This window comes from Streptomyces crystallinus (genome assembly GCF_039521265.1).
GTDB lineage: Bacteria > Actinomycetota > Actinomycetes > Streptomycetales > Streptomycetaceae > Streptomyces > Streptomyces crystallinus.
Window position 1 is genome coordinate 381,902 of record NZ_BAAACA010000009.1, and the last position, 17,886, is coordinate 399,787.

The window sequence follows — 17,886 nt, forward strand, 5'->3', positions numbered from 1 at the left end:
CCCTCGCTTTCGGGAGGGGGGTGGGCCCCGTCGCGACGGGGGACGCGACGGGGCCTGACGTGCGAATGCCCCGGGGCGACCGGTCCATGCCCGTGACGCCGGTCACACTCCTGGTGGCGGTGCGGCAGCCGTTACGAGGACGACGGCGCCAGCATCCGCTTGCTGATCCACTCCAGCGGGCCGTCCGCGAGCGACTTCGCGTACTGGCGTCCGCTGTGCTCACCGTTCTGGATCATATGCAGACTGGTCTTGACCGGACCCTTGCCGTAGGTGGTGAGGAAGTCCTTCACCTTGCGCTGACCCGACTCCTTGGTCCCGAGCATGATCGAGAGATTCACCGTGGGGCCGCCCTTGTTGATCAGGTCCTGGGCCAGTTTCTCCGGGTTGTTCGCCTGCTTCTCCTTCTCGTGCCCGTTCCACAGCGGGGAGTCCGGGCGGGTGTCCGGGCCACCGGCGATCGCGGCGCCGAAGCGGTCGGGGTATTGCAGCATCATCTTCATCCCGACGTATCCGCCGGACGACGAGCCGAAGAAACCCCACCCCCTGGGGTCCTTGAAGGTGCGGAAGTTCTCCCGGACCAGGTCCGGCACGTCGTCCGACATCCAGGTGCCCATCTTCGCCCGGCCGGGTATGTCGCTGCCGTCGTAGTAGTTCTTCTTGTCCGCGTTCAGCACCGGCATGATCACGACGAACGGCAGGCTCTTGCCCTTCCTCGCCTGTTCGGCGATGGTCTCCTGGAGCTTCAGGTCACCGCCGTACCAGTAGTTGCTGGGATAGCCGTTGCTGCCGGGCAGCGCGATGAGCACCGGGAAAGCACTGTCCTTGTACTTGTCCTCGAAGTACTCCTTCGGCGCCCACGCCCACACCTTGCCCTCGAAGCCCGACTTCGGGCCCTTGAGCGTCGTGCGCACCACCTTGGTGCCGTCCTTGAGTTCGCGCTGCGTGCTCCACTCGCGCGGGTTCGTCGGGAACCGCACCCTGCTGTTCTTCGGCGGCTGACTGCTCCGGCTCGCTCCCTTGCCGTCCTCCTTGCCGAAGTTCACCGGCTCGCTGTCGCTGGAACAACCGGCGACCAGCAGGGCCGAGCAGAGAGCCAGCACCGCAGCCGGTCCCGTGGAGAGGCGCTTCATCACAAACTCCGAAAGTCGAAGGGCGGTGCACCGCGGAAGACGGCACCGGGCGGGAAAGGAACACCCGCGCCGTACCTCCGCACACACGCCGATCGAAATCCCCGCTCCGGGCAAACAGATGCGCCCCACCCCAACACCGTTCCCCCGCACACCCTGTGATCCCACTCACCCGGCAACTGTCAACGGCACTCGCGGCGACCTCGGCGGGGGTTTCTCTCATCAACTCTTTAGTGTGCAGGCGATTCAGACGGGCTGCGGTTGTTTGGGCAACGTGTGTATCTTTTTGCGTAATCGCCTGTGCTGTGCCCGCAGCAAGGGCCGGCACCCGGCGGCACCATCCAGCACGAGGAAAGCGAACTCCCATGGCGGACGAGCCGGACACCAACACACTCAAGGACCAGTACGCGGCGCGGGTCACCGCCGATCTGGAAGCCAACCAGCAGGACCAGGCACGCATCCGCGCCGAACTCGACGCGCTCAAGGGCCGACTGGAGTCCCTGGAGCAGGACCACGGTCTGCTCCAGACCATGCACCACACCCTCACCGGTGCCGCCGCCGCGGCGGCGGCCCCCACCCCCGCGAGCACCCCGAAGGCCGCGCGCGGCACCACGAGCAACCGGGACACCGCGAAGGCCGCGGCCACCGAGGCCGCACCGGCCAAGGTGCCCACCCCCCGGTCGAAGAAGAGCGAGGTCAAGTCCGCGGCCAAGCCCGCCCGGACCCCGCGCAAGAACACCGCTCCGGCGAAGAAGGCCACTTCCCGCGCCAAGGCGGAGACCTCCGGTCCCACCCTGCGCGAGGTCGTCCTCGGCCTCTTCGCCGGCCACCAGGAGCCGCGTACGGTCGCCGACATCCTCACCGAACTCACCGCCGCCCACCCCGACCGCACGACCAGCCCGCAGGTGGTGCGCAACACCCTCGAAGCACTCGTCGCCAAGGGCGAGCTCGAGCGCGAGCGCAAGCAGGGTTCCGTCTTCTACACCGCCCGTCCCGGCAAGCCGGGCGGCCGGGCCACCGGCACACCCACCGCCGACGCCGTGCCCGTGAAGGCCTGACACCTCTCGTCCGTCGGGGGTTGGACCGGGTCGATGGCTTTCTCGCCATACGGCATCAGCAGCATGGAGCCCGGCGGACAGCACCTGTCCGCCGAGCCCCGCGCCACCCGACGCCACCCACTCCTCGACCGACGCGACTCCAGCCGGTGCGACCCGGCCCGGCGTGACGGCACATGACGTGACGTGACAGTAGAAAATCTCCGCGGATTTTCGTTATCCGCCCCTCGCCCGCCCCTCTCCCACGGTGGAGAAGCAGTCGGTTGGAGCCCGGATACCACCGGGGCCCGGGGAGAGTGGACGAGGCGTGGACATGGAGTACGGGACGGCGACGGTCGCGGCGGCGCGAGCCGGTGATCAGCAGGCCCAGGACGAGCTCGTCGCGGCCTGTCTGCCGCTGGTCTACAACATCGTCGGGCGGGCGCTGAACGGTCACGCCGACGTCGACGACGTGGTCCAGGAGAGCGTGCTGCGGATGCTCGACGGCCTGCCGGGGCTCCGGGACCCCGACCGCTTCCGGTCGTGGGTGGTGGCCATCACCATGAACCAGCTGCGCCAGTACTGGCAGCGCGCCCGCACCCGCCAGGACGCCACCGGCATCCAGGAGACGAGCGACCTGCCCGACCCCGGCGCCGACTTCGTCGACCTGACGATCCTGCGGCTCGGGCTCTCCGGGCAGCGCCGGGAGGCCGCCGAGGCCACCCGCTGGCTGGAGCCCGAGGACCGGGGGCTGCTCTCGCTGTGGTGGCTGGAGACGGCGGGCTGTCTGACCCGCGCCGAGGTGGCCGACTCGCTTGAACTGTCCCCGCAGCACACGGCCGTACGGGTCCAGCGCATGAAGGAGCGGCTCGACGCCTCGCGCCAGGTGGTGCGGACCCTCGCGGTCGCCCCGCGCTGCCACGAGCTCACCGGTCTGCTCGCGCTCTGGGACGGGGTGCCCTCGGCCCTGTGGCGCAAGCGCATCACCCGGCACACCCGGGCGTGCCCGGCGTGCTCGGGGCTGGGCGCCGGACTCGTACCGCCGGAAGGGCTGCTGGCGGGGCTCGCCCTGGTGCCGGTGGCCCCGGTCGCCGGGTTGTTCGCGGCGCTGGCCGCCCACCGGGGGCCGGGCCTCGCGCCCACGGCGTACGGGACGGCCGAAGCGGGTGCGACGGAACCCCCGCGCCCGCAGACGCCCGGCCGCCACCGGCAGGCTCCCCGGGGCCGGGGCACCCAGTCCGAGGCGGCCACCCGGAGCGAGCTGCGGCGCGACCGGGACCGGGCCAGACGGCGGCGCCGGGCCGCCGCGGTGCTGGCGGGCGCCACCGCGATAGGCGGCCTGGCCGTGGTCATCCACCTCTCGAACGACCCGGCCGGGCCCGGCCACACCGTCGCGGACGCCCCGGCCGACGCCGCCGTCGCCTCCGCCACCCCCGAGAGCGCCACCGCCACCGGTCCGTCGCCCGTGCGATCGACCAACTCGCCCTCCGCCAAACCGAGTTCCTCGCCCTCGCCGAGCCGCTCGGCCGCCTCGCCGAAGCCGTCCGCGCACAGCCCGTCGCCGCACAGCGCCGCCGCACAGCCTCCCGCCAAGCACACCCCCAGCACGCCGAACGGCCTCGCCAAGCAGGGGTCCGGCGCCCAGCAGGTGATCGCCCTCGTCAACGACGAGCGGGCCAGGAACGGCTGCGGCCCCGTGACCGACAACGCCCAGCTCGCCACGGCCGCCCAGCGCCACTCCGACAACATGGCGGCCCAGGGGTTCTTCGACCACACCGACCCGAGCGGGGCGGGCCCGGGCGAGCGCATCCACGCCGCGGGCTACCAGTGGTCCACCTACGGGGAGAACATCGCCCGGGGCCAGCAGACCCCGGCCGACGTCATGAAGTCCTGGATGAACAGCCCCGGGCACCGCGCGAACATCCTCAACTGCGCCTTCAAGGAGCTGGGGGTCGGGATCCACTACGGCTCCGGCGGGCCCTGGTGGACACAGGACTTCGGCACCCGGATGTAAGAGCCTCTGCGCGGAAGCAGGCTCTGGGACACGGCCGGCGGCCGGTCAGGCGGGCGCGAGTGCGTGGGCGCGGGCGATGAGCAGGGCGACGTCGTCGTGGGTGTCCGGGCGGCGCAGCGCGGCGAGCAGGAAGTCGCAGGTGTCCTCCAGCGGGCGGCTGGGCCCGGTCAGCAGATCGGTGAGGGTCGCCAGGCGGGTGTCGATGTCCTGGTCGCGGGTCTCGATCAGACCGTCGGTGTACAGCACGAGGTCCTCGCCCGGGTCGAGGGTGACGGCGGTGGTCGAGAACGGCACACCGCCCACCCCCAGCGGCGCCCCGGTGGGCAGTTCCAGGAGCCGGGGCGGGCGGCCGGGCCGTACGTGCACCGGCGGCGGGTGACCGGCCACGGCGATGTGGCACAGCCGTGTGTGCGGGTCGTAGAGCGCGTACACACATGTCGCCGTCGCGTCCCCCAGGTCCGCGGTGGCCGCGTCCAGATGGGTCAGTACGGTGGCGGGGTCCAGGTCGAGACGGGCCAGGGCGCGGGCCGTGGCGCGCAGTTGGCCCATGGTGGCGGCGGCGTTGATGCCGCTGCCCATCACATCGCCGACGACCAGGGCCGTACGGTCGCCGCTCAGCGCGATGACGTCGAACCAGTCGCCGCCGGTCTCGTCGTCAGCGGCGGCCGGCTGGTAGCGGTAGGCGATGTCCAGCCCGCTGGGCGCGGCGGGGCGCTGGGGCAGCAGATGGCGTTGCAGCAGCAGGGCGGTGTCGCGCTGGCGCTGGTACCAGCGGGCGTTGTCGATGGAGACCGCCGCGCGGGCGGCCAGCTCGGTGGCGAGCAGGACGTCGTCCTTGCTGAAGGGGGCGGGGTTGCGGGCGCGTTTGAGGTCGAGCGCGCCGAGGACCTGGCCACGGGCGATCAGGGGCACCGCCAGATAGGAGTGGACCCCGGCGGCGGCCAGCAGATGGACGGCGTCCTCGTTGCGGGCGATGCGCGGCAGGTCCTGGGGGCGCACCTTGGGGACGAGCACCGGGCGGCCCGTGCGGGCGCACTGGGTGACCAGCCGGGTGGGCCCGTACAGGGCGACGTCCCCGACCGGGTCGGCGGCGGCGGTGGCTTCGGTGGGATAGGCCGCGTTGAGCGCCAGCGCGCGGAACCGCACCGCGCCGCCGTCCGCCTCCGGCCGGGGCCCGGCGAGCACGGTGTCGAGCACGTCGACGGCCGCGATGTCGGCGACCTCCGGGACGGCGACGTCGGCCAGCTCACGGGCCGTCACCTCCAGGTCGAGGGTGGTGCCGATACGCACCGACGCGTCCGCGATCAGCGAGAGGCGGCGGCGGGCCTGGGCGGCGGAGACCGCGGCCTCGTGCTGCTCGGTCACGTCGACCACGGACACCGCGGCGCCCAGGACGTGTCCGGCCTGGTCGTCGAGCCGGTACACCGACACCAGCCAGGCGTGGTCGCGCTCGGGGTCGGCGGGGGTGCGGCCGGTGGTGAACTCGTCGAGCACCGGGCGCCCGCTCGCCATCACGTCGCGCATCCGCGCCTCGACGGCGGTCCCGTCCAGGAAGGGCAGGACGTCGACGATCCGGCGTCCGAGGTGCTCGTCGGCCGGAATGCCGTTGATGCGCTCCAGGGCGGGGTTGACCAGGACGTACCGCAGCTCGGTGTTGAGGACGGCGAGGCCGATGGGCGACTGGTCGACGAGCCGCAGCGACAGGGCCAGATCGCGCTCCACCCGCCGCACGGTGGCCTGCTCGGAGGCCAGGCCGAGCGCGAACATCCGGCCGTTGCCGGCTTCCAGGCGTACGTTGCGGAACTCCACCAGCTGGGTGCTGCCGTCCTTGTGGCGGACGGGGAACACCCCGGCCCAGGTGCCCTCGCCGGACATCACCTGGGCGAACAGCTCAAGGACGACGTGCCGGTGCTCCTCGGACACCAGCAGCTTCGCGGCGTACTGCCCGAGTGCCTCCTCGGCGGTGTACCCGTACACCCGTTTGGCCTGCGGGCTCCACAGCCGGATGCGGCCCTCGTCGTCGAGGACGACCGCGGCCACCCCGAGCACGTCCAGCAGGCCGCCCGCCACCAGCGAGGGGTCTCTCGCCCCCGCACCGGCCGGGTAGGACTGCGCACCAGCCATCACCGGCCTCCTCACCCGTACGCCCCTGCGCGGGACACGCCCGCTGGCCAGGCCCAGGCCGATCGGCACGACTTTCCGCCTTCCATGCTGCGCCCACGGGCCCCGGCGTGCGACCGGGGCGGGGGCCGGGGGCGCGGTCGGGCGGGGCGGGAGGGGCCGGGCGGCCGGTCGGGAAGCGGCTGGAGCGCCGGTCGGGGCGGCCTGGAGGGCCGGTCGGGGCGGCTGGGCGGCCTCCCGGACAAGCCGAGCGGTACGGGGGCGCGCTCTGCGGTCAAGTACGCCGAACGGGACGGTTCGGTCTCCGGCCGGATACGCCGAACAGGGCGGAGCGGGTCTCCGGTGGGTACGCCGAACGAGCCCGGGCGGGTCTCCGGCCGGGTGCCGTCGACGGGACCGGAAGGGGTGAGCCGCCCGCGGTCACCTCTTCCGGTCGCGCCGGCGCCGCAGTACGAGGAGGGCTCCCGTCACGGCCACCGCGGCCGAGGCGAGCTGCCGGGGCCGGGCGCGCCCGGCCATCGCCGCCGCGGCCGTCACCCGGCGTACGGGCGCGGGGGTGTGGTCCCGGACCGTACGGGCCGCCTGGCCGACCGCCCGCTGGGCCCCGCCCGCCGCCGTGCTCGTGTGGTGCGTGGCGTGCTCGGCGCGCTGCTTCATGTCCGCCTCGGCCGCGAGCCGGGCCGCGCTGTCGCTGATGCCCATGGTCCCCTTCTCTCGTTCTCGGTTGTCACGCTTTCTGCCGGGTCACCCGGTGACAGCGGCTCAAACCGTGTCGCGCCGGGCTCCACCGGCCCGGCCGCACCGATCGCGGAAGCGGGCCGCGCCGGGGAGGATGGGTGGGCCGGGGCCGCGCCGGGCCCCGCCCTGCGCACTAGAGTGCCGATCATTGGGCACTCTTCTCCTACAGGCGCCGTCGGGCGCCCCGGTGCGAAGCACCACCGAGCAGTGGCGAAGGACGGGTGAACCCATGGCAGCGGACACGGCCGACGACTCGCACGGCGGGAACACCGCCGAGGAGAGACGGTTCGCCGTCGCGGCGAGGCAGGTCGCCGGGGCGGCGGTGCTCTCGCTCACCGGCGAGCTGGACCACGACACGGTCGAGCCGTTGCGCACCGCCCTGGCGCAGCAGATCGAGGCCGCTCCGGCACGGATCGTGGTCGACTGCGCAGGTCTGCGGTTCTGCGACTCGACCGGACTCAACGCGTTGCTGCGGGCCCGTGCGGCGGCCGCGCAGACCGAGGGCGCCGAGATCGAGCTCGCGGCCCTCCAACCGCCCGTCGCCCGGATGTTCGAGATCACTGGCGCGGACGCGGTGTTCCGTGTCCACGCCGATCTGGACGAGGCGTTCGCGGGCACTCCACCGGGGTAGCGGAGAAGGCGATGGGTGAGACCAGCCGGGCCGGGCGGAGCCAGATCCGCCGCCTTGAGCTCTTCGGTACGAAGGGTGTGGTGACCCGCTGCCGTGACTTCACCGCGGTCGCACTGGCCGACTGGGGGTGGACCACGACACCGGCGAGGGACGACCGCGAGCGCGTGGACGACGTACTCCTGCTGGTCTCCGAGGTCGTCACCAACGCCTGTCTGCACGCGGGCGGGCCCCGGGAGCTGGTGCTGCGCCACCAGGACGGCCGGCTGCGGGTCGAGGTGGCCGACGGCAGCCCCCTCGTCCCGGCGCGCCGCCCCCGTGCCCCCTCGCTGCCCGGCGGCCACGGTCTGATGGTGCTCGACCGGCTCGCCGAGGAGTGGGGGTCGACGCCGGTGGGGGCGGGCAAGGTGGTCTGGCTGGAGGTGGCACTGCCGTCGTGGGTGGAGCGGGCGCACCTGTCCGAAGGGCGCTGATCCCGCACGTGCCGGCTGATTGAGCGCCCGGCGGGGACTCAGAAACTCACTGAGCGGCTGTCGGGGACTCGGCTCTCACGGACTCGCTGAGGGGGCCGCCCCGGCCCCTCCCGGGTCCGGGCCGGTCTCGGGTGCGTCTTCCAGCAGCGCCCCGCGCAGCCGCTCCAGAAGCTGCGCCAGCAGCCGCGAGACGTGCATCTGGGACAGCCCCACCCTGGCGCCTATCTCTGCCTGCGTCAGCTCCTCGCCGAAGCGCAGCGACAGCAGTGTGCGCTCGCGGTCCGTGAGGCCCGCGATGAGCGGCTTGAGGGACTCCAGCGAGTCGATCACCTCGAAGGCACCCTCCTCCTCGCCCAGCCCGCGCAGCGGCCCGTGTCCGGCTCCGGAGTCCTCGTCCGGGAGGTCCAGGGAGCGCGCCATGTACCCGTTGGCCGCCTTCTCACCCTCGACGACCTCCGCCTCGGAGACGCCGAGGCGGGCGGCGAGCTCCGCCGTCGTCGGCGGGCGCCCCAGCTCCTGCCCGAGCGCCGCCGTGGCCCCGGTCAGCCGCAGCCGCAGCTCCTGGAGCCGGCGCGGCACCTGGACCGCCCAGCTGGTGTCCCGGAAGAACCGCTTCATCTCGCCGGTGATGGTCGGCAGCGCGAAAGAGGAGAACTCCACGCCCCGCTCCACGTCGAAGCGGTCGATCGCCTTGATCAGTCCGATGGTGCCGACCTGGACGATGTCCTCCATCGGCTCGGCCCGGTTGCGGAACCGGCGGGCCGCGAACCTGACCAGGCTGAGGTTGAGTTCGACCAGTGTGTTGCGTACGTACGCGTGCTCCGGCGTGCCCTCGTCAAGTGCGGCGAGGCGGCGGAACATGGCGTGGGAGAGGGACTGCGCGGCCTCGGTGCCGAGGTCCTGGGGCCGGGGTGTCTCGGGTATGCCGTCCAGCGCACGGCGCCGCACCGCTGACGCGGGTGCCGTCGGCGGCTGCGTGCGGATCATGGCTTCACGGGCGGTGGACATGGGGCTCCTTCGACGGGGCGGGGCCTGCGCCGCCGGGTGGCGGCGGGTCCGTCGGCCGAGCGTCCTGAGAGCATGATGCCCGTTTTCGTGCTGTTTGATGCCGAAGGTGGTTCATCTGTCGAGGGCGGGGGCACGCGTCTTGGTATGTATAGCGGACATACGAAGGAGCGTGTGACCGACAGCCGCCGGTTCAGCCTGGCCGCAGGGCCCGGTGTGGTGGGCCAGTGCCGTGATCTGACCCGTCAGGTCCTGGAGGAGTGGCTGGGCCCCCGTGGCGCGCACGAGCGCGCCGCCGTGGAGGACGTCCTGCTGCTGGTCTCCGAGGTGGTCACCAACGCGTGCACGTACGGCGACGGCCCCTACGAGCTTCGGCTCGACCGCACGGACGGCAAACTGTGGGTGGAGGTCAGTGACAACAACCCTGAGCGGCCGCACCCGCACGGCAGACACCGCGCCGCCCGCTCCTCGGGGCACGGCCTGTATCTGCTGAAGAGGCTGTCCTCGGCCTGGGGCTGGGTGCCACGGGGGCACGGCAAGACCGTGTGGTTCCAGGTGCCGGTGCCCCGCACGCCCGGAACGGCCCACTGAGACCGCGGTAAAGGGACCGGCCGCAGTAAAGGGGACGCGGCGCCCCCGGGATGTCGGTGCGGGCCGATCGTGCCAGAGTGGAGGCGCCCGCTGAGTGCGCCGCACGCGCGGACCTCCGCACGCGCGAGCCGCTCACGGGCCGTGCGCCCTGACGGCTCGATGCGAGGTTGCGATGGACGTCCCCGCCCGCATCCCCGGCGACGGCTCCCCCGACACCCCGGCGGAGCCCGCCGAGGACGCGCTGCGCAGACTCCTCGCGGGGCTCACGGCCGTACGGGACGGGGATCTGTCGGCCCGGCTGCCCGCCGAGGAGGGCGGCCTGCTCGGCGAGATCGCGACCATCTACAACGGCATGGTCGAGCAGCTGTCCCTGGTCACCTCCGAGGTCACCCGGGTGGCCCGGGAGGTGGGCGGCCAGGGGCTGCTCGGCGGCCACGCCAGGGAGCCACGGGTACGGGGTGTGTGGCTGGAGCTGACCTCCGGTGTGAACACCATGGCCGACAACCTCACCTCCCAGGTGCGCTCCATCGCGCAGGTGGCCACGGCGGTGGCGCGCGGTGACCTCACCCAGAAGATCCGGGTGGACGCGCGCGGGGAGATCCTGGAGCTGAAGGAGACCATCAACACGATGGTCGACCGCCTCTCCTCGTTCGCCGAGGAGGTCACCCGGGTGGCCCGGGAGGTGGGCACCGAGGGCAAGCTGGGCGGCCAGGCGACCGTACGGGGGGTGTCGGGCACCTGGAAGGACCTCACCGACAACGTCAACTTCATGGCGGGCAACCTGACCAGCCAGGTGCGCAACATCGCCCAGGTCACCACCGCCGTGGCGGGCGGCGACCTCACCCGCAGGATCGACGTGGACGCGCGCGGGGAGATCCTGGAGCTCAAGACCACCATCAACACGATGGTCGAGCAGCTGTCGTCGTTCGCCGCCGAGGTCACCCGGGTCGCCCGGGAAGTCGGCAGGGAGGGGCGGCTCGGCGGTCAGGCCGAGGTGGAGGGCGTCTCCGGCACCTGGAAGCGGCTCACCGAGAACGTCAACGAGCTGGCCGGCAACCTCACCCGTCAGGTCCGTGCGATCGCCGAGGTGACCAGCGCCGTCGCCGAGGGCGACCTGACCCGTTCGATCACCGTGGACGCGCCGGGCGAGGTGGGTGAGCTCCGGGACAACATCAACGCGATGGTGGAGTCCCTGCGGGCCACCACCCGGGCCAACCAGGCCCAGGACTGGCTCAAGACCAACCTCGCCCGGGTCTCGGGGCTGGTGCAGGGCGCCGCCAACCTCTCCGACCTCGCCGAGCTGATCATGAGCGAGGTGCCGCCGCTGGTGGGCGCGCAGTACGGCGCCTTCTTCCTGACCGAGGAGGACCGGCGCGGCACCGAACTGGTCATGACCGCCTCCTACGGCTCGCCCGACGACCCGGCCGCGGCGCCGCGCCGCTTCCTCCTCGGCCAGTCGCTGGTGGGCGAGGCCGCCCGCAGACGGCGTACGGTCGTGGTCGACCAGGTGCCGCCCGGTTACGCCACGATCGCCTCCGGGGCCGGTCACGCCGAACCCGGACAGCTGGTCATCCTGCCGGTGGTCGTCGAGGAGCAGGTGCTCGGCGTCGTGGAACTGGCCGCACTGCGCCCCTTCGACGAGTTGCGCCGGGACTTCCTGGACCGGTTCATCGAGACGGTCGGCGTCAACGTCGGCTCGCTCATCGCCAGCGTCCGCACCGACCAGCTGCTCGGGGAGTCCCAGCGCCTCACCGCCGAACTGCGGGCCCGTTCGCAGGAGTTGCAGGAGCAGCAGCAGGAGCTCCAGCGCTCCAACGCCGAACTCCAGGAGAAGGCCGCGCTGCTCGCCGACCGCAACCGTGACATCGAGGGCAAGAACCTGGAGATCGAGCAGGCCCGCCAGGAGCTGGAGGTGCGGGCCCAGCAGCTGTCGCGGACGTCGATGTACAAGTCGCAGTTCCTCGCCAACATGAGCCATGAGCTGCGCACTCCGCTGAACAGCCTGCTCATCCTGGCCCGGCTGCTGGCCCAGAACCCGGAGGGCAATCTGACGGAGAAGCAGGTGGACTACGCCGAGGTCATCCACTCCGCGGGCTCCGACCTGCTCCAGCTCATCAACGACATCCTGGACCTGTCCAAGGTTGAGGCCGGGAAGATGGACATCCGGCCGGAGCCGTTCTCCCTGCGCCAGCTGCTCGAATACCTGGAGGCGACGTTCCGCCCGGTGGCCGCCGAACGCGCCCTGGACTTCCAGGTGGTGGCCGCCCCCGGCATCCCCGACGAGCTCACCACCGACGAGGCGCGGCTGCGCCAGATCCTGCGCAACCTGCTCTCCAACGCCCTGAAGTTCACCGAGACCGGCCATGTCCAGCTCGACATCCACACCACCGCCGCCGACGAGCTCCCGCCGGCGCTCGGCCTGTCGGGGCCCGCGCTGGCCTTCCGGGTGACCGACACCGGGGTGGGCATCCCCGAGGACCGGCTGGAGAGCGTCTTCGGCGCGTTCCAGCAGGGCGACGGCACCGCCGCACGGCGCTACGGCGGCACGGGCCTCGGTCTGTCGATCAGCCGCGAGGTGGCCCGGCTGCTCGGCGGGGTGATCGTCGCGGAGAGCGCGGTGGGCCGGGGCAGCACCTTCACGCTCTTCCTGCCGCTCGGCGGCCCGTCCGGCCGGCGCCCGGACCGGCTCACCGAGGAGCCGCCCGTACCGCGGCCCGCACCGGACGTCCTGCCCGCGCCCTCCGGGCACACCGTGCTGGTGATCGACGACGACGCCCGCAACGTGTTCGCGCTCACCCAGGTCCTCGAACACGCGGGGATGGCGGTGCTGACGGCGGCGGGCGGCCAGGCCGGGATCGATCTGCTGACCGCCCGGGACGACGTCGACCTGGTGGTGATGGACGTGATGATGGCCGGGATGGACGGCTACGCCGCCACGGCCGAGATCCGCCGCGACCCCCGCTTCGCCCATCTCCCCATCATCGCGGTGACCGCGAAGGCGATGCCCGGCGAGCGCGCCAAGGCACTCGCGGCCGGGGTCGACGAGTACGTCGCCAAACCCGTCGACGCGGACCGGCTGCTGGCCGTCATCCACGACCACCTCAAGGCGGAGTGAGCCGGGAGGGGCAAGAAGGGGGTGACCAACTCCCGTACGTACGAAGGGCGTTCAGCACCGTACACGTATCGCGACGACGCTGGTGTCGTCGTCGGTGTCCCCGGTCGCCGCTTCGAGCAGCCGGTCCACCTGTTCGTCGACCGCGCAGCCGCTCCACCGTTCGGCGAGGCCCATCAGCGTCTCCAGCCCCTGGTCCAGCGCGTCGTGGCGGCGCTCGACCAGGCCGTCGGTGTAGAGCAGCAGCGTGTCGTCGCGGCGCAGCGGGGTGTGGACCTCCTGGTAGGTCACCGAAGGCGTCGCGCCGAGCAGCAGGTCGTGCGGCCCGTCGAGCAGCCGGGCACGTCCCTCGCGCAGCAGCAGCAACGGCAGATGGCCCGCGCTGGACCAGCGCAGCGACCGGTCGGCCGGGTCGTAGAGGGCGCACACGGCGGTGGCGGTGGGGTTGCCGCTGGTGCGCAGCGTCACCTCGTTGAGCCACTGCATCAGCCGCCCCGGGGTGTGGCCGCTGAAGGCCAGTCCGCGCAGTGCGTTGCGCAGCGCCACCATGCCGGTCGCGGAGTCGATGCCGTGTCCGGCGATGTCGCCGACCGCGAGGAGCACCCGGCCGTCGGGCAGCGGCAGCGCGTCGTACCAGTCGCCGCCCACGCGGTACTCCTGCGCGGCCGGCCGGTAGCGGGCCGCCACCGAGAGGCCGGGCAGCTCCTGGATCCCCAGGGACTCCGGGACGATGGCCCGCTGGAGCCGCAGGGCCATCTCGTCGCGGATGGCCGCCTGCTTCTGCACGGCGGTGAGCTGGTCGAACGTCGCGGTGAGCGCGGCCTCGGTGCGCCGGCTCGCGGAGACGTCCTGGTAGACGCCGCTGATGCCGGTGACCACCCCGTCGTCGACCAGCGGCTCGGCCGCGACCCGGACGTACCGCAGGGTGCCGTCGGCCCGGATGATCCGCAGCACCGCGAGCGCGCCCCGCTGGTGTTCGGTGAGGGTGGTGAGCAGTTGCGTCAGGACGTCGCCGTCGTCCGGGTGCAGCCACGAGCGCATGGCGAGCAGCGGGACGGGCGCCGCGGCCCGGTCGATGCCGAAGATGCGGTAGGCGGGCGCCGACCACACCGACTCGCCGCCGACCACGCTGTCCCGGAACAGCGCCACGCCTTCGAGGTGGCCGACGGCCCGGGTGGCGGACATCTCGGGGTCGCTGCTGGCGTGCCAGAGCACCACGGTGCGGTCGCCGCCCGCCGGCAGCACCCGTACGTCCAGGAGCGGGGCCCCCGTGCCCTCCCCCGCGCTCCGCGGCAGCCGGGCCACGCTCTGCCGCCGGGCCGAGGCGTGGGCGCCGCGGGCCAGCCGGGCCAGCTCGGCGTGGACGTACGGGAAGGCGAGGGCGAGCGGCCGGCCGACGGGCGGCGCGGCGGCGCCCAGGCTCCGGTCGGCGGGCGGGTTGGTGTACTCGACGGACAGCGCCAGGGTCTCCGGGGCTCCCCGCAGCACCATCGCGGGGTGGCCGAGCGCATCCAGTACGTCCATCAGAGTGGGGAGGTCCGGCGGCCCGCCCTCGATCCCCTCGAGCACGGTCCCGGCGACCTCCACCAGGCCGGTGAGGGCGCGGCGCAGCCGTGGTTCGAAATCCACCTGGCCGGGCCACACGACGAGCGCCAGGCCCACCACGGCCCCCTGGACGGCCAGCGGCAGCAGCGCCCGGGCCGCCCGTCTGCCGGGACCCGGCAGCACCTCCCCCACGGGCGGGCCGGAGCCGAGCCAGCGGGGGGTGCCCTCGACGACGGCCGAGTGGAACACCGCCGGGGCGCCCGGCGGGATCCACTGCCACACGACCGCTTCGGCGGCGCTGACCCCCGCGTGCCCGGTGAGCCGCAGACACCCCGTCTCGGTGAGGCGCCACAGCCACAGGCTCTGGGCGCCCAGGGGTGCGAGTCCGCCCTCCAGCAGGGCCCGGGCGGATTCGTCGACGGTGTCGTGGGTCTCGGCGGCCGCCAGGGCGCGGCGCGACCTGCGGGCGTCGGCGAGGGGTGTTCCGCTCTCGACGGCGGGGGCGGCCCCGGGTTCGCCCGCGACGCCGTTCACCACGTCCGCGGCGAGGTCCTCGAGGTGCACACCGGCGGCCCGCGCGAGGTTCTCCAGGTGCTCGCGCGCCTGGGCGGGGCCGACCTCCAGCTGCGCGGCGAGGACGCCGGTGGCCAGGTCGAGGAGGTGCCGGCGGGCGCGCTCGGCGCGGAGCCGGCCGGCCTCGGCGAAGAGCGCGGCGATGGTGGCGGCCGTCTGCCCGCCCACGGTCTCCGAGGTTTGCTGCACCGGCTTGTTCACGGCATCCCCCGTCCCGAGTGGTCGCAGAGCGGGCCGGCGTGTCTCCTGCGGATTTTACCCGCGCGGCGCCCCCGGCTCTCGGTCAGCCGCCCGGCGCGGGGAGGTGTACGCGCTCACTGCCGCCGGTCCGTCGAGTGCCGTTGCCGCACCCACAGCGGCAGCACGAACCAGCACACCAGGTACCACAGGACCACCCCGGCCACCAGCCACGGCCAGTACCCGCCGTGCGACGCCACCCGCAGCACCAGGACGAGCGAGGACGTCATGGTGGCCAGCAGCAGTACCAGGCCGACGACGGTGAGCCGGGAGGCCCAGATGACGGCGGTGGGTTTGATGTGGCGGCCGGCCAGGATCCGGTGGAAGGACACGGGAGCCACCAGGGCGCCCGTGGTCACCGAGCCGAGGACGACCGTGCAGACGTAGATGCCCTTCTCCACGTGGCCCAGCTGGTGGAAGAGCGGGGTGAAGGCGACGGTCAGGAGGAAGCCGAAGAGGATCTGCACCCCGGTCTGGGCGACCCTGATCTCCTGGAGCAGGTCGCCCCACTTGCGGTCGGCGCGGTCCGCGGGGCTCTCGTCGCGCCCGTCGTCCGAACGCCGCCCGCTGTCGCCGTCGCTGTCCATGACGTCCTCCTGCCACTCGTACGCGTCCCGGCACGGCCGCCCGCTGCCGCGCGTGGCGCGCGCGGTCACGCATCGGTACCCGCTCTCACGGATCGCAATCAGCCGGGCCCCGCCCCGGCGGAACGGCCGGGGCGCCCGTTGCGGACGGCGTTCTGCGGGTACCCACATGTCATGACCATCGATCAACGGGGCCCCGCCCTGCCGGAAGCCCGCGGGGAGGTCTCCGCGGCGGTGATCGCCCACCTGCGCGGCGAGGACACCCCGCTGCCGGACGCGGCGGCCGTCGACCGCGCCGACCCCTACGGCGACGACCTCCAGCTGGCGCTGTACGTCTGCTACGAGCCCCACTACCGCGGCTTCGCCGGGGTGGACGACGCCTGCGAGTGGGATCCGGCGCTGCTCACCGCGCGCGCCCTGCTGGAGGCCCGTTTCCTGGCCGCGCTGCGCCGTGACGCGGCGCGCGGGCACGACGTGGACGAGGCGATGGGCGAGCTCCTGGTGGAGCCCGTCCACGGCACCGGCGTCTCGCACTACCTCCAGGAGGAGGGCCGGCTGTGGCAGTTGCGCGAGTACGCGGCCCAGCGCTCGCTCTACCACCTCAAGGAGGCCGATCCGCACGCCTGGGTGCTTCCGAGGCTGTGGGGGCGGGCCAAGGCGGGGATGGCGGCGGTGGAGTTCGACGAGTTCGGCGGCGGGCGCGCCGAGCGGGTGCACGCCAAGCTCTTCGCCGACCTGATGACCGACCTCGGCCTCGACACCGCCTACGGGCGCTATCTGGACGCCGGGTCGGCGGCGATGCTCGCCACCGTCAACCTCATGTCGCTGCTGGGGCTGCACCGCGCGCTGCGGGGCGCGCTGGTCGGCCACTTCGCGACCCTGGAGGTCACCTCCTCGCCCGGGTCCCGGCGTCTGGCGCTCGCGATGAAGCGCGCGGGCGCGGGCCCGGCCGCGGAGCTCTTCTACACCGAGCACGTGGAGGCCGACGCGGTGCACGAGCAGGTGGTGCGGCACGAGGTGATCGGCGGTCTGCTCGAGCAGGAGCCGGAGCTCGCGGCCGACGTGGCGTTCGGGATCGACGCCACGGTGTTCCTGGAGGACCGCTTCGGTGAGGAGCTGCTCGGTCACTGGCGAGCGGGCCGCACCTCGCTGCGCAAGCCGCTCGCGGGCTCCTTCGAGGACGGCGCCGAGGACGGGCCGGAGCCGTCTTCGGACCGATAAACGCGTATTTGCGAGGATCTTTCCCGGATTGCCGGGCACTCGGGGTTCATGACACTTCTGGCCCCACCCGGCGTCTACACCCCGCAGGCCGACACCGCCTTGCTGGCCGAGGCCCTGCGCGACGAGCCGGTGCCCCCGGGCGCCCAGGTCCTGGACGTGGGCACCGGCACCGGCGCGCTGGCCCTCGCCGCGGCCCGGCGCGGAGCGAGGGTGACCGCCGTCGACATCTCCTGGCGCGCCGTGGTCACCGCGCGTCTCAACGCCCGGCTGGCCGGGCTGCCGGTCCGGGTGGTCCGCGGCAACCTGCTGAAACCGGTCGCGGACCGCGCCTACGACCTCATTCTGAGCAACCCTCCCTACGTTCCCGCGCGCGCCGCGACCGCACCCCGGCACGGCGCCGCCCGGGCCTGGGACGCCGGCCACGACGGGCGGCTCCTGGTGCGCCGCATCTGCCAGGAGGCACCGCTGCTGCTGCGCCCCGGCGGTGTGCTGCTGATGGTCCACTCCGCGCTCAGCGGGCCCGAGGCGAGCCTGCGCGAGCTGCGTGCCGCGGGCCTGAAAGCGGCGGTCATCGCGCGCCGGTTCATCCCCTTCGGGCCCGTGCTGCGGTCCCGGCGGGAGTGGCTCGACGAGCAGGGGCTGATCGAGGACGACAGGACGACGGAAGAGCTGGTGGTCATCCGTGCCGAACGACCCGTCTGAGGAGCCGCGCCGCATCCGGGTGCGGCGCGAGGGGCCCGTCCTCGTCGAGGGGCCGGTGGAAGTGGTCCTGGAGGACGGCACCAGCGCGTTCTCCGACCGCTGTGTGGTCGCCCTGTGCACCTGCCGCCGCAGCCGCACCTACCCGTGGTGCGACACCAGCCACCGCCGCCGCGTGTGACCC

Annotated in this window: 15 protein-coding genes; 9 read left to right on the plus strand and 6 right to left on the minus strand. The window is 73.2% G+C overall.

Annotated features, from left to right (window positions below):
- Positions 1-131: 131 nt before the first annotated feature.
- A complete protein-coding gene (locus tag ABD236_RS08900) occupies positions 132-1,130 on the minus strand; it encodes an alpha/beta hydrolase (RefSeq protein WP_344072086.1) in 999 nt (332 codons plus the stop codon).
- A gap of 362 nt (positions 1,131-1,492) precedes the next feature.
- On the opposite strand from ABD236_RS08900, the gene ABD236_RS08905 reads away from it, so the two are divergent.
- Complete coding sequence (locus ABD236_RS08905) at positions 1,493-2,185, plus strand: hypothetical protein (protein WP_344072088.1); 693 nt, start codon at positions 1,493-1,495, stop codon at positions 2,183-2,185.
- Positions 2,186-2,495: 310 nt separating this feature from the next.
- Positions 2,496-4,175, plus strand: a complete 1,680-nt coding sequence (locus ABD236_RS08910) for a sigma-70 family RNA polymerase sigma factor (protein WP_344072090.1) — start codon at positions 2,496-2,498, stop codon at positions 4,173-4,175.
- 45 nt (positions 4,176-4,220) lie between these two features.
- Here the strand turns inward: ABD236_RS08910 and ABD236_RS08915 are convergent, their stop codons facing one another.
- Together ABD236_RS08915 and ABD236_RS08920 are read right to left on the minus strand one after the other, a co-directional pair.
- Positions 4,221-6,299: a SpoIIE family protein phosphatase gene (locus ABD236_RS08915; RefSeq protein WP_344072092.1), complete on the minus strand. Its 2,079-nt coding sequence runs from the start codon at positions 6,297-6,299 to the stop codon at positions 4,221-4,223.
- 417 nt (positions 6,300-6,716) lie between these two features.
- A complete protein-coding gene (locus ABD236_RS08920) occupies positions 6,717-6,998 on the minus strand; it encodes a hypothetical protein (protein ID WP_344072094.1) in 282 nt (93 codons plus the stop codon).
- A gap of 265 nt (positions 6,999-7,263) precedes the next feature.
- On the opposite strand from ABD236_RS08920, the gene ABD236_RS08925 reads away from it, so the two are divergent.
- Positions 7,264-7,665 carry an STAS domain-containing protein gene (locus ABD236_RS08925; protein WP_344072096.1) on the plus strand — a complete coding sequence of 134 codons (402 nt, stop codon included), beginning with the start codon at positions 7,264-7,266 and terminating at the stop codon, positions 7,663-7,665.
- 11 nt (positions 7,666-7,676) lie between these two features.
- Complete coding sequence (locus tag ABD236_RS08930) at positions 7,677-8,135, plus strand: ATP-binding protein (RefSeq protein WP_344072098.1); 459 nt, start codon at positions 7,677-7,679, stop codon at positions 8,133-8,135.
- Positions 8,136-8,210: 75 nt separating this feature from the next.
- Here ABD236_RS08930 and ABD236_RS08935 read toward each other — a convergent pair whose 3' ends face one another.
- On the minus strand, positions 8,211-9,143 hold the full coding sequence (locus ABD236_RS08935; protein WP_425543844.1) for a SigB/SigF/SigG family RNA polymerase sigma factor: 933 nt from the start codon (positions 9,141-9,143) through the stop codon (positions 8,211-8,213).
- Positions 9,144-9,314: 171 nt separating this feature from the next.
- Here ABD236_RS08935 and ABD236_RS08940 point away from each other — a divergent pair, with 171 nt between their 5' ends.
- On the plus strand, positions 9,315-9,731 hold the full coding sequence (locus tag ABD236_RS08940) for an ATP-binding protein (protein WP_344072100.1): 417 nt from the start codon (positions 9,315-9,317) through the stop codon (positions 9,729-9,731).
- A 172-nt stretch (positions 9,732-9,903) separates the two neighbouring features.
- A complete protein-coding gene (locus tag ABD236_RS08945; RefSeq protein WP_344072102.1) occupies positions 9,904-12,846 on the plus strand; it encodes a hybrid sensor histidine kinase/response regulator in 2,943 nt (980 codons plus the stop codon).
- A gap of 51 nt (positions 12,847-12,897) precedes the next feature.
- On the opposite strand, the gene ABD236_RS08950 is transcribed toward ABD236_RS08945, so the two are convergent.
- Both ABD236_RS08950 and ABD236_RS08955 read right to left on the minus strand, forming a co-directional pair.
- Positions 12,898-15,162 (minus strand): SpoIIE family protein phosphatase, encoded by a 2,265-nt coding sequence (locus ABD236_RS08950; protein WP_344072104.1) that lies wholly within the window; start codon positions 15,160-15,162, stop codon positions 12,898-12,900.
- Positions 15,163-15,275: 113 nt separating this feature from the next.
- Entirely contained in the window at positions 15,276-15,785 is a 510-nt protein-coding gene (locus tag ABD236_RS08955; protein WP_344072271.1) for a DUF6328 family protein, read from the minus strand.
- A 171-nt stretch (positions 15,786-15,956) separates the two neighbouring features.
- Here ABD236_RS08955 and ABD236_RS08960 point away from each other — a divergent pair, with 171 nt between their 5' ends.
- Genes ABD236_RS08960 through ABD236_RS08970 form a run of 3 tightly spaced genes read left to right on the plus strand, consistent with a single transcriptional unit; the run spans position 15,957 to position 17,883 of the window.
- The gene (locus ABD236_RS08960; RefSeq protein ID WP_344072106.1) at positions 15,957-17,003 is read left to right on the plus strand and encodes an iron-containing redox enzyme family protein; all 1,047 of its coding nucleotides are present in this window, start codon (positions 15,957-15,959) and stop codon (positions 17,001-17,003) included.
- A gap of 48 nt (positions 17,004-17,051) precedes the next feature.
- Positions 17,052-17,705: a HemK2/MTQ2 family protein methyltransferase gene (locus ABD236_RS08965; RefSeq protein ID WP_344072109.1), complete on the plus strand. Its 654-nt coding sequence runs from the start codon at positions 17,052-17,054 to the stop codon at positions 17,703-17,705.
- Positions 17,686-17,883, plus strand: coding sequence for a CDGSH iron-sulfur domain-containing protein (locus ABD236_RS08970; RefSeq protein WP_344072112.1), 198 nt, complete (start codon positions 17,686-17,688; stop codon positions 17,881-17,883). The genes ABD236_RS08965 and ABD236_RS08970 overlap by 20 nt, the downstream gene beginning before the upstream one ends.
- The last annotated feature ends 3 nt before the right edge of the window (positions 17,884-17,886 follow it).

What these genes read in the sequence shown, in the direction of transcription:
- ABD236_RS08960 (WP_344072106.1), top strand. Translation starts at nt 15,957, where the DNA reads ATGACCATCGATCAACGGGGCCCCGCCCTGCCGGAAGCCCGCGGGGAG.
- ABD236_RS08935 (WP_425543844.1), bottom strand. Translation starts at nt 9,143, where the DNA reads ATGTCCACCGCCCGTGAAGCCATGATCCGCACGCAGCCGCCGACGGCA.
- ABD236_RS08915 (WP_344072092.1), bottom strand. Translation starts at nt 6,299, where the DNA reads ATGGCTGGTGCGCAGTCCTACCCGGCCGGTGCGGGGGCGAGAGACCCC.
- ABD236_RS08910 (WP_344072090.1), top strand. Translation starts at nt 2,496, where the DNA reads ATGGAGTACGGGACGGCGACGGTCGCGGCGGCGCGAGCCGGTGATCAG.
- ABD236_RS08905 (WP_344072088.1), top strand. Translation starts at nt 1,493, where the DNA reads ATGGCGGACGAGCCGGACACCAACACACTCAAGGACCAGTACGCGGCG.
- ABD236_RS08925 (WP_344072096.1), top strand. Translation starts at nt 7,264, where the DNA reads ATGGCAGCGGACACGGCCGACGACTCGCACGGCGGGAACACCGCCGAG.
- ABD236_RS08965 (WP_344072109.1), top strand. Translation starts at nt 17,052, where the DNA reads ATGACACTTCTGGCCCCACCCGGCGTCTACACCCCGCAGGCCGACACC.
- ABD236_RS08930 (WP_344072098.1), top strand. Translation starts at nt 7,677, where the DNA reads ATGGGTGAGACCAGCCGGGCCGGGCGGAGCCAGATCCGCCGCCTTGAG.
- ABD236_RS08955 (WP_344072271.1), bottom strand. Translation starts at nt 15,785, where the DNA reads ATGGACAGCGACGGCGACAGCGGGCGGCGTTCGGACGACGGGCGCGAC.
- ABD236_RS08920 (WP_344072094.1), bottom strand. Translation starts at nt 6,998, where the DNA reads ATGGGCATCAGCGACAGCGCGGCCCGGCTCGCGGCCGAGGCGGACATG.
- ABD236_RS08900 (WP_344072086.1), bottom strand. Translation starts at nt 1,130, where the DNA reads ATGAAGCGCCTCTCCACGGGACCGGCTGCGGTGCTGGCTCTCTGCTCG.
- ABD236_RS08945 (WP_344072102.1), top strand. Translation starts at nt 9,904, where the DNA reads ATGGACGTCCCCGCCCGCATCCCCGGCGACGGCTCCCCCGACACCCCG.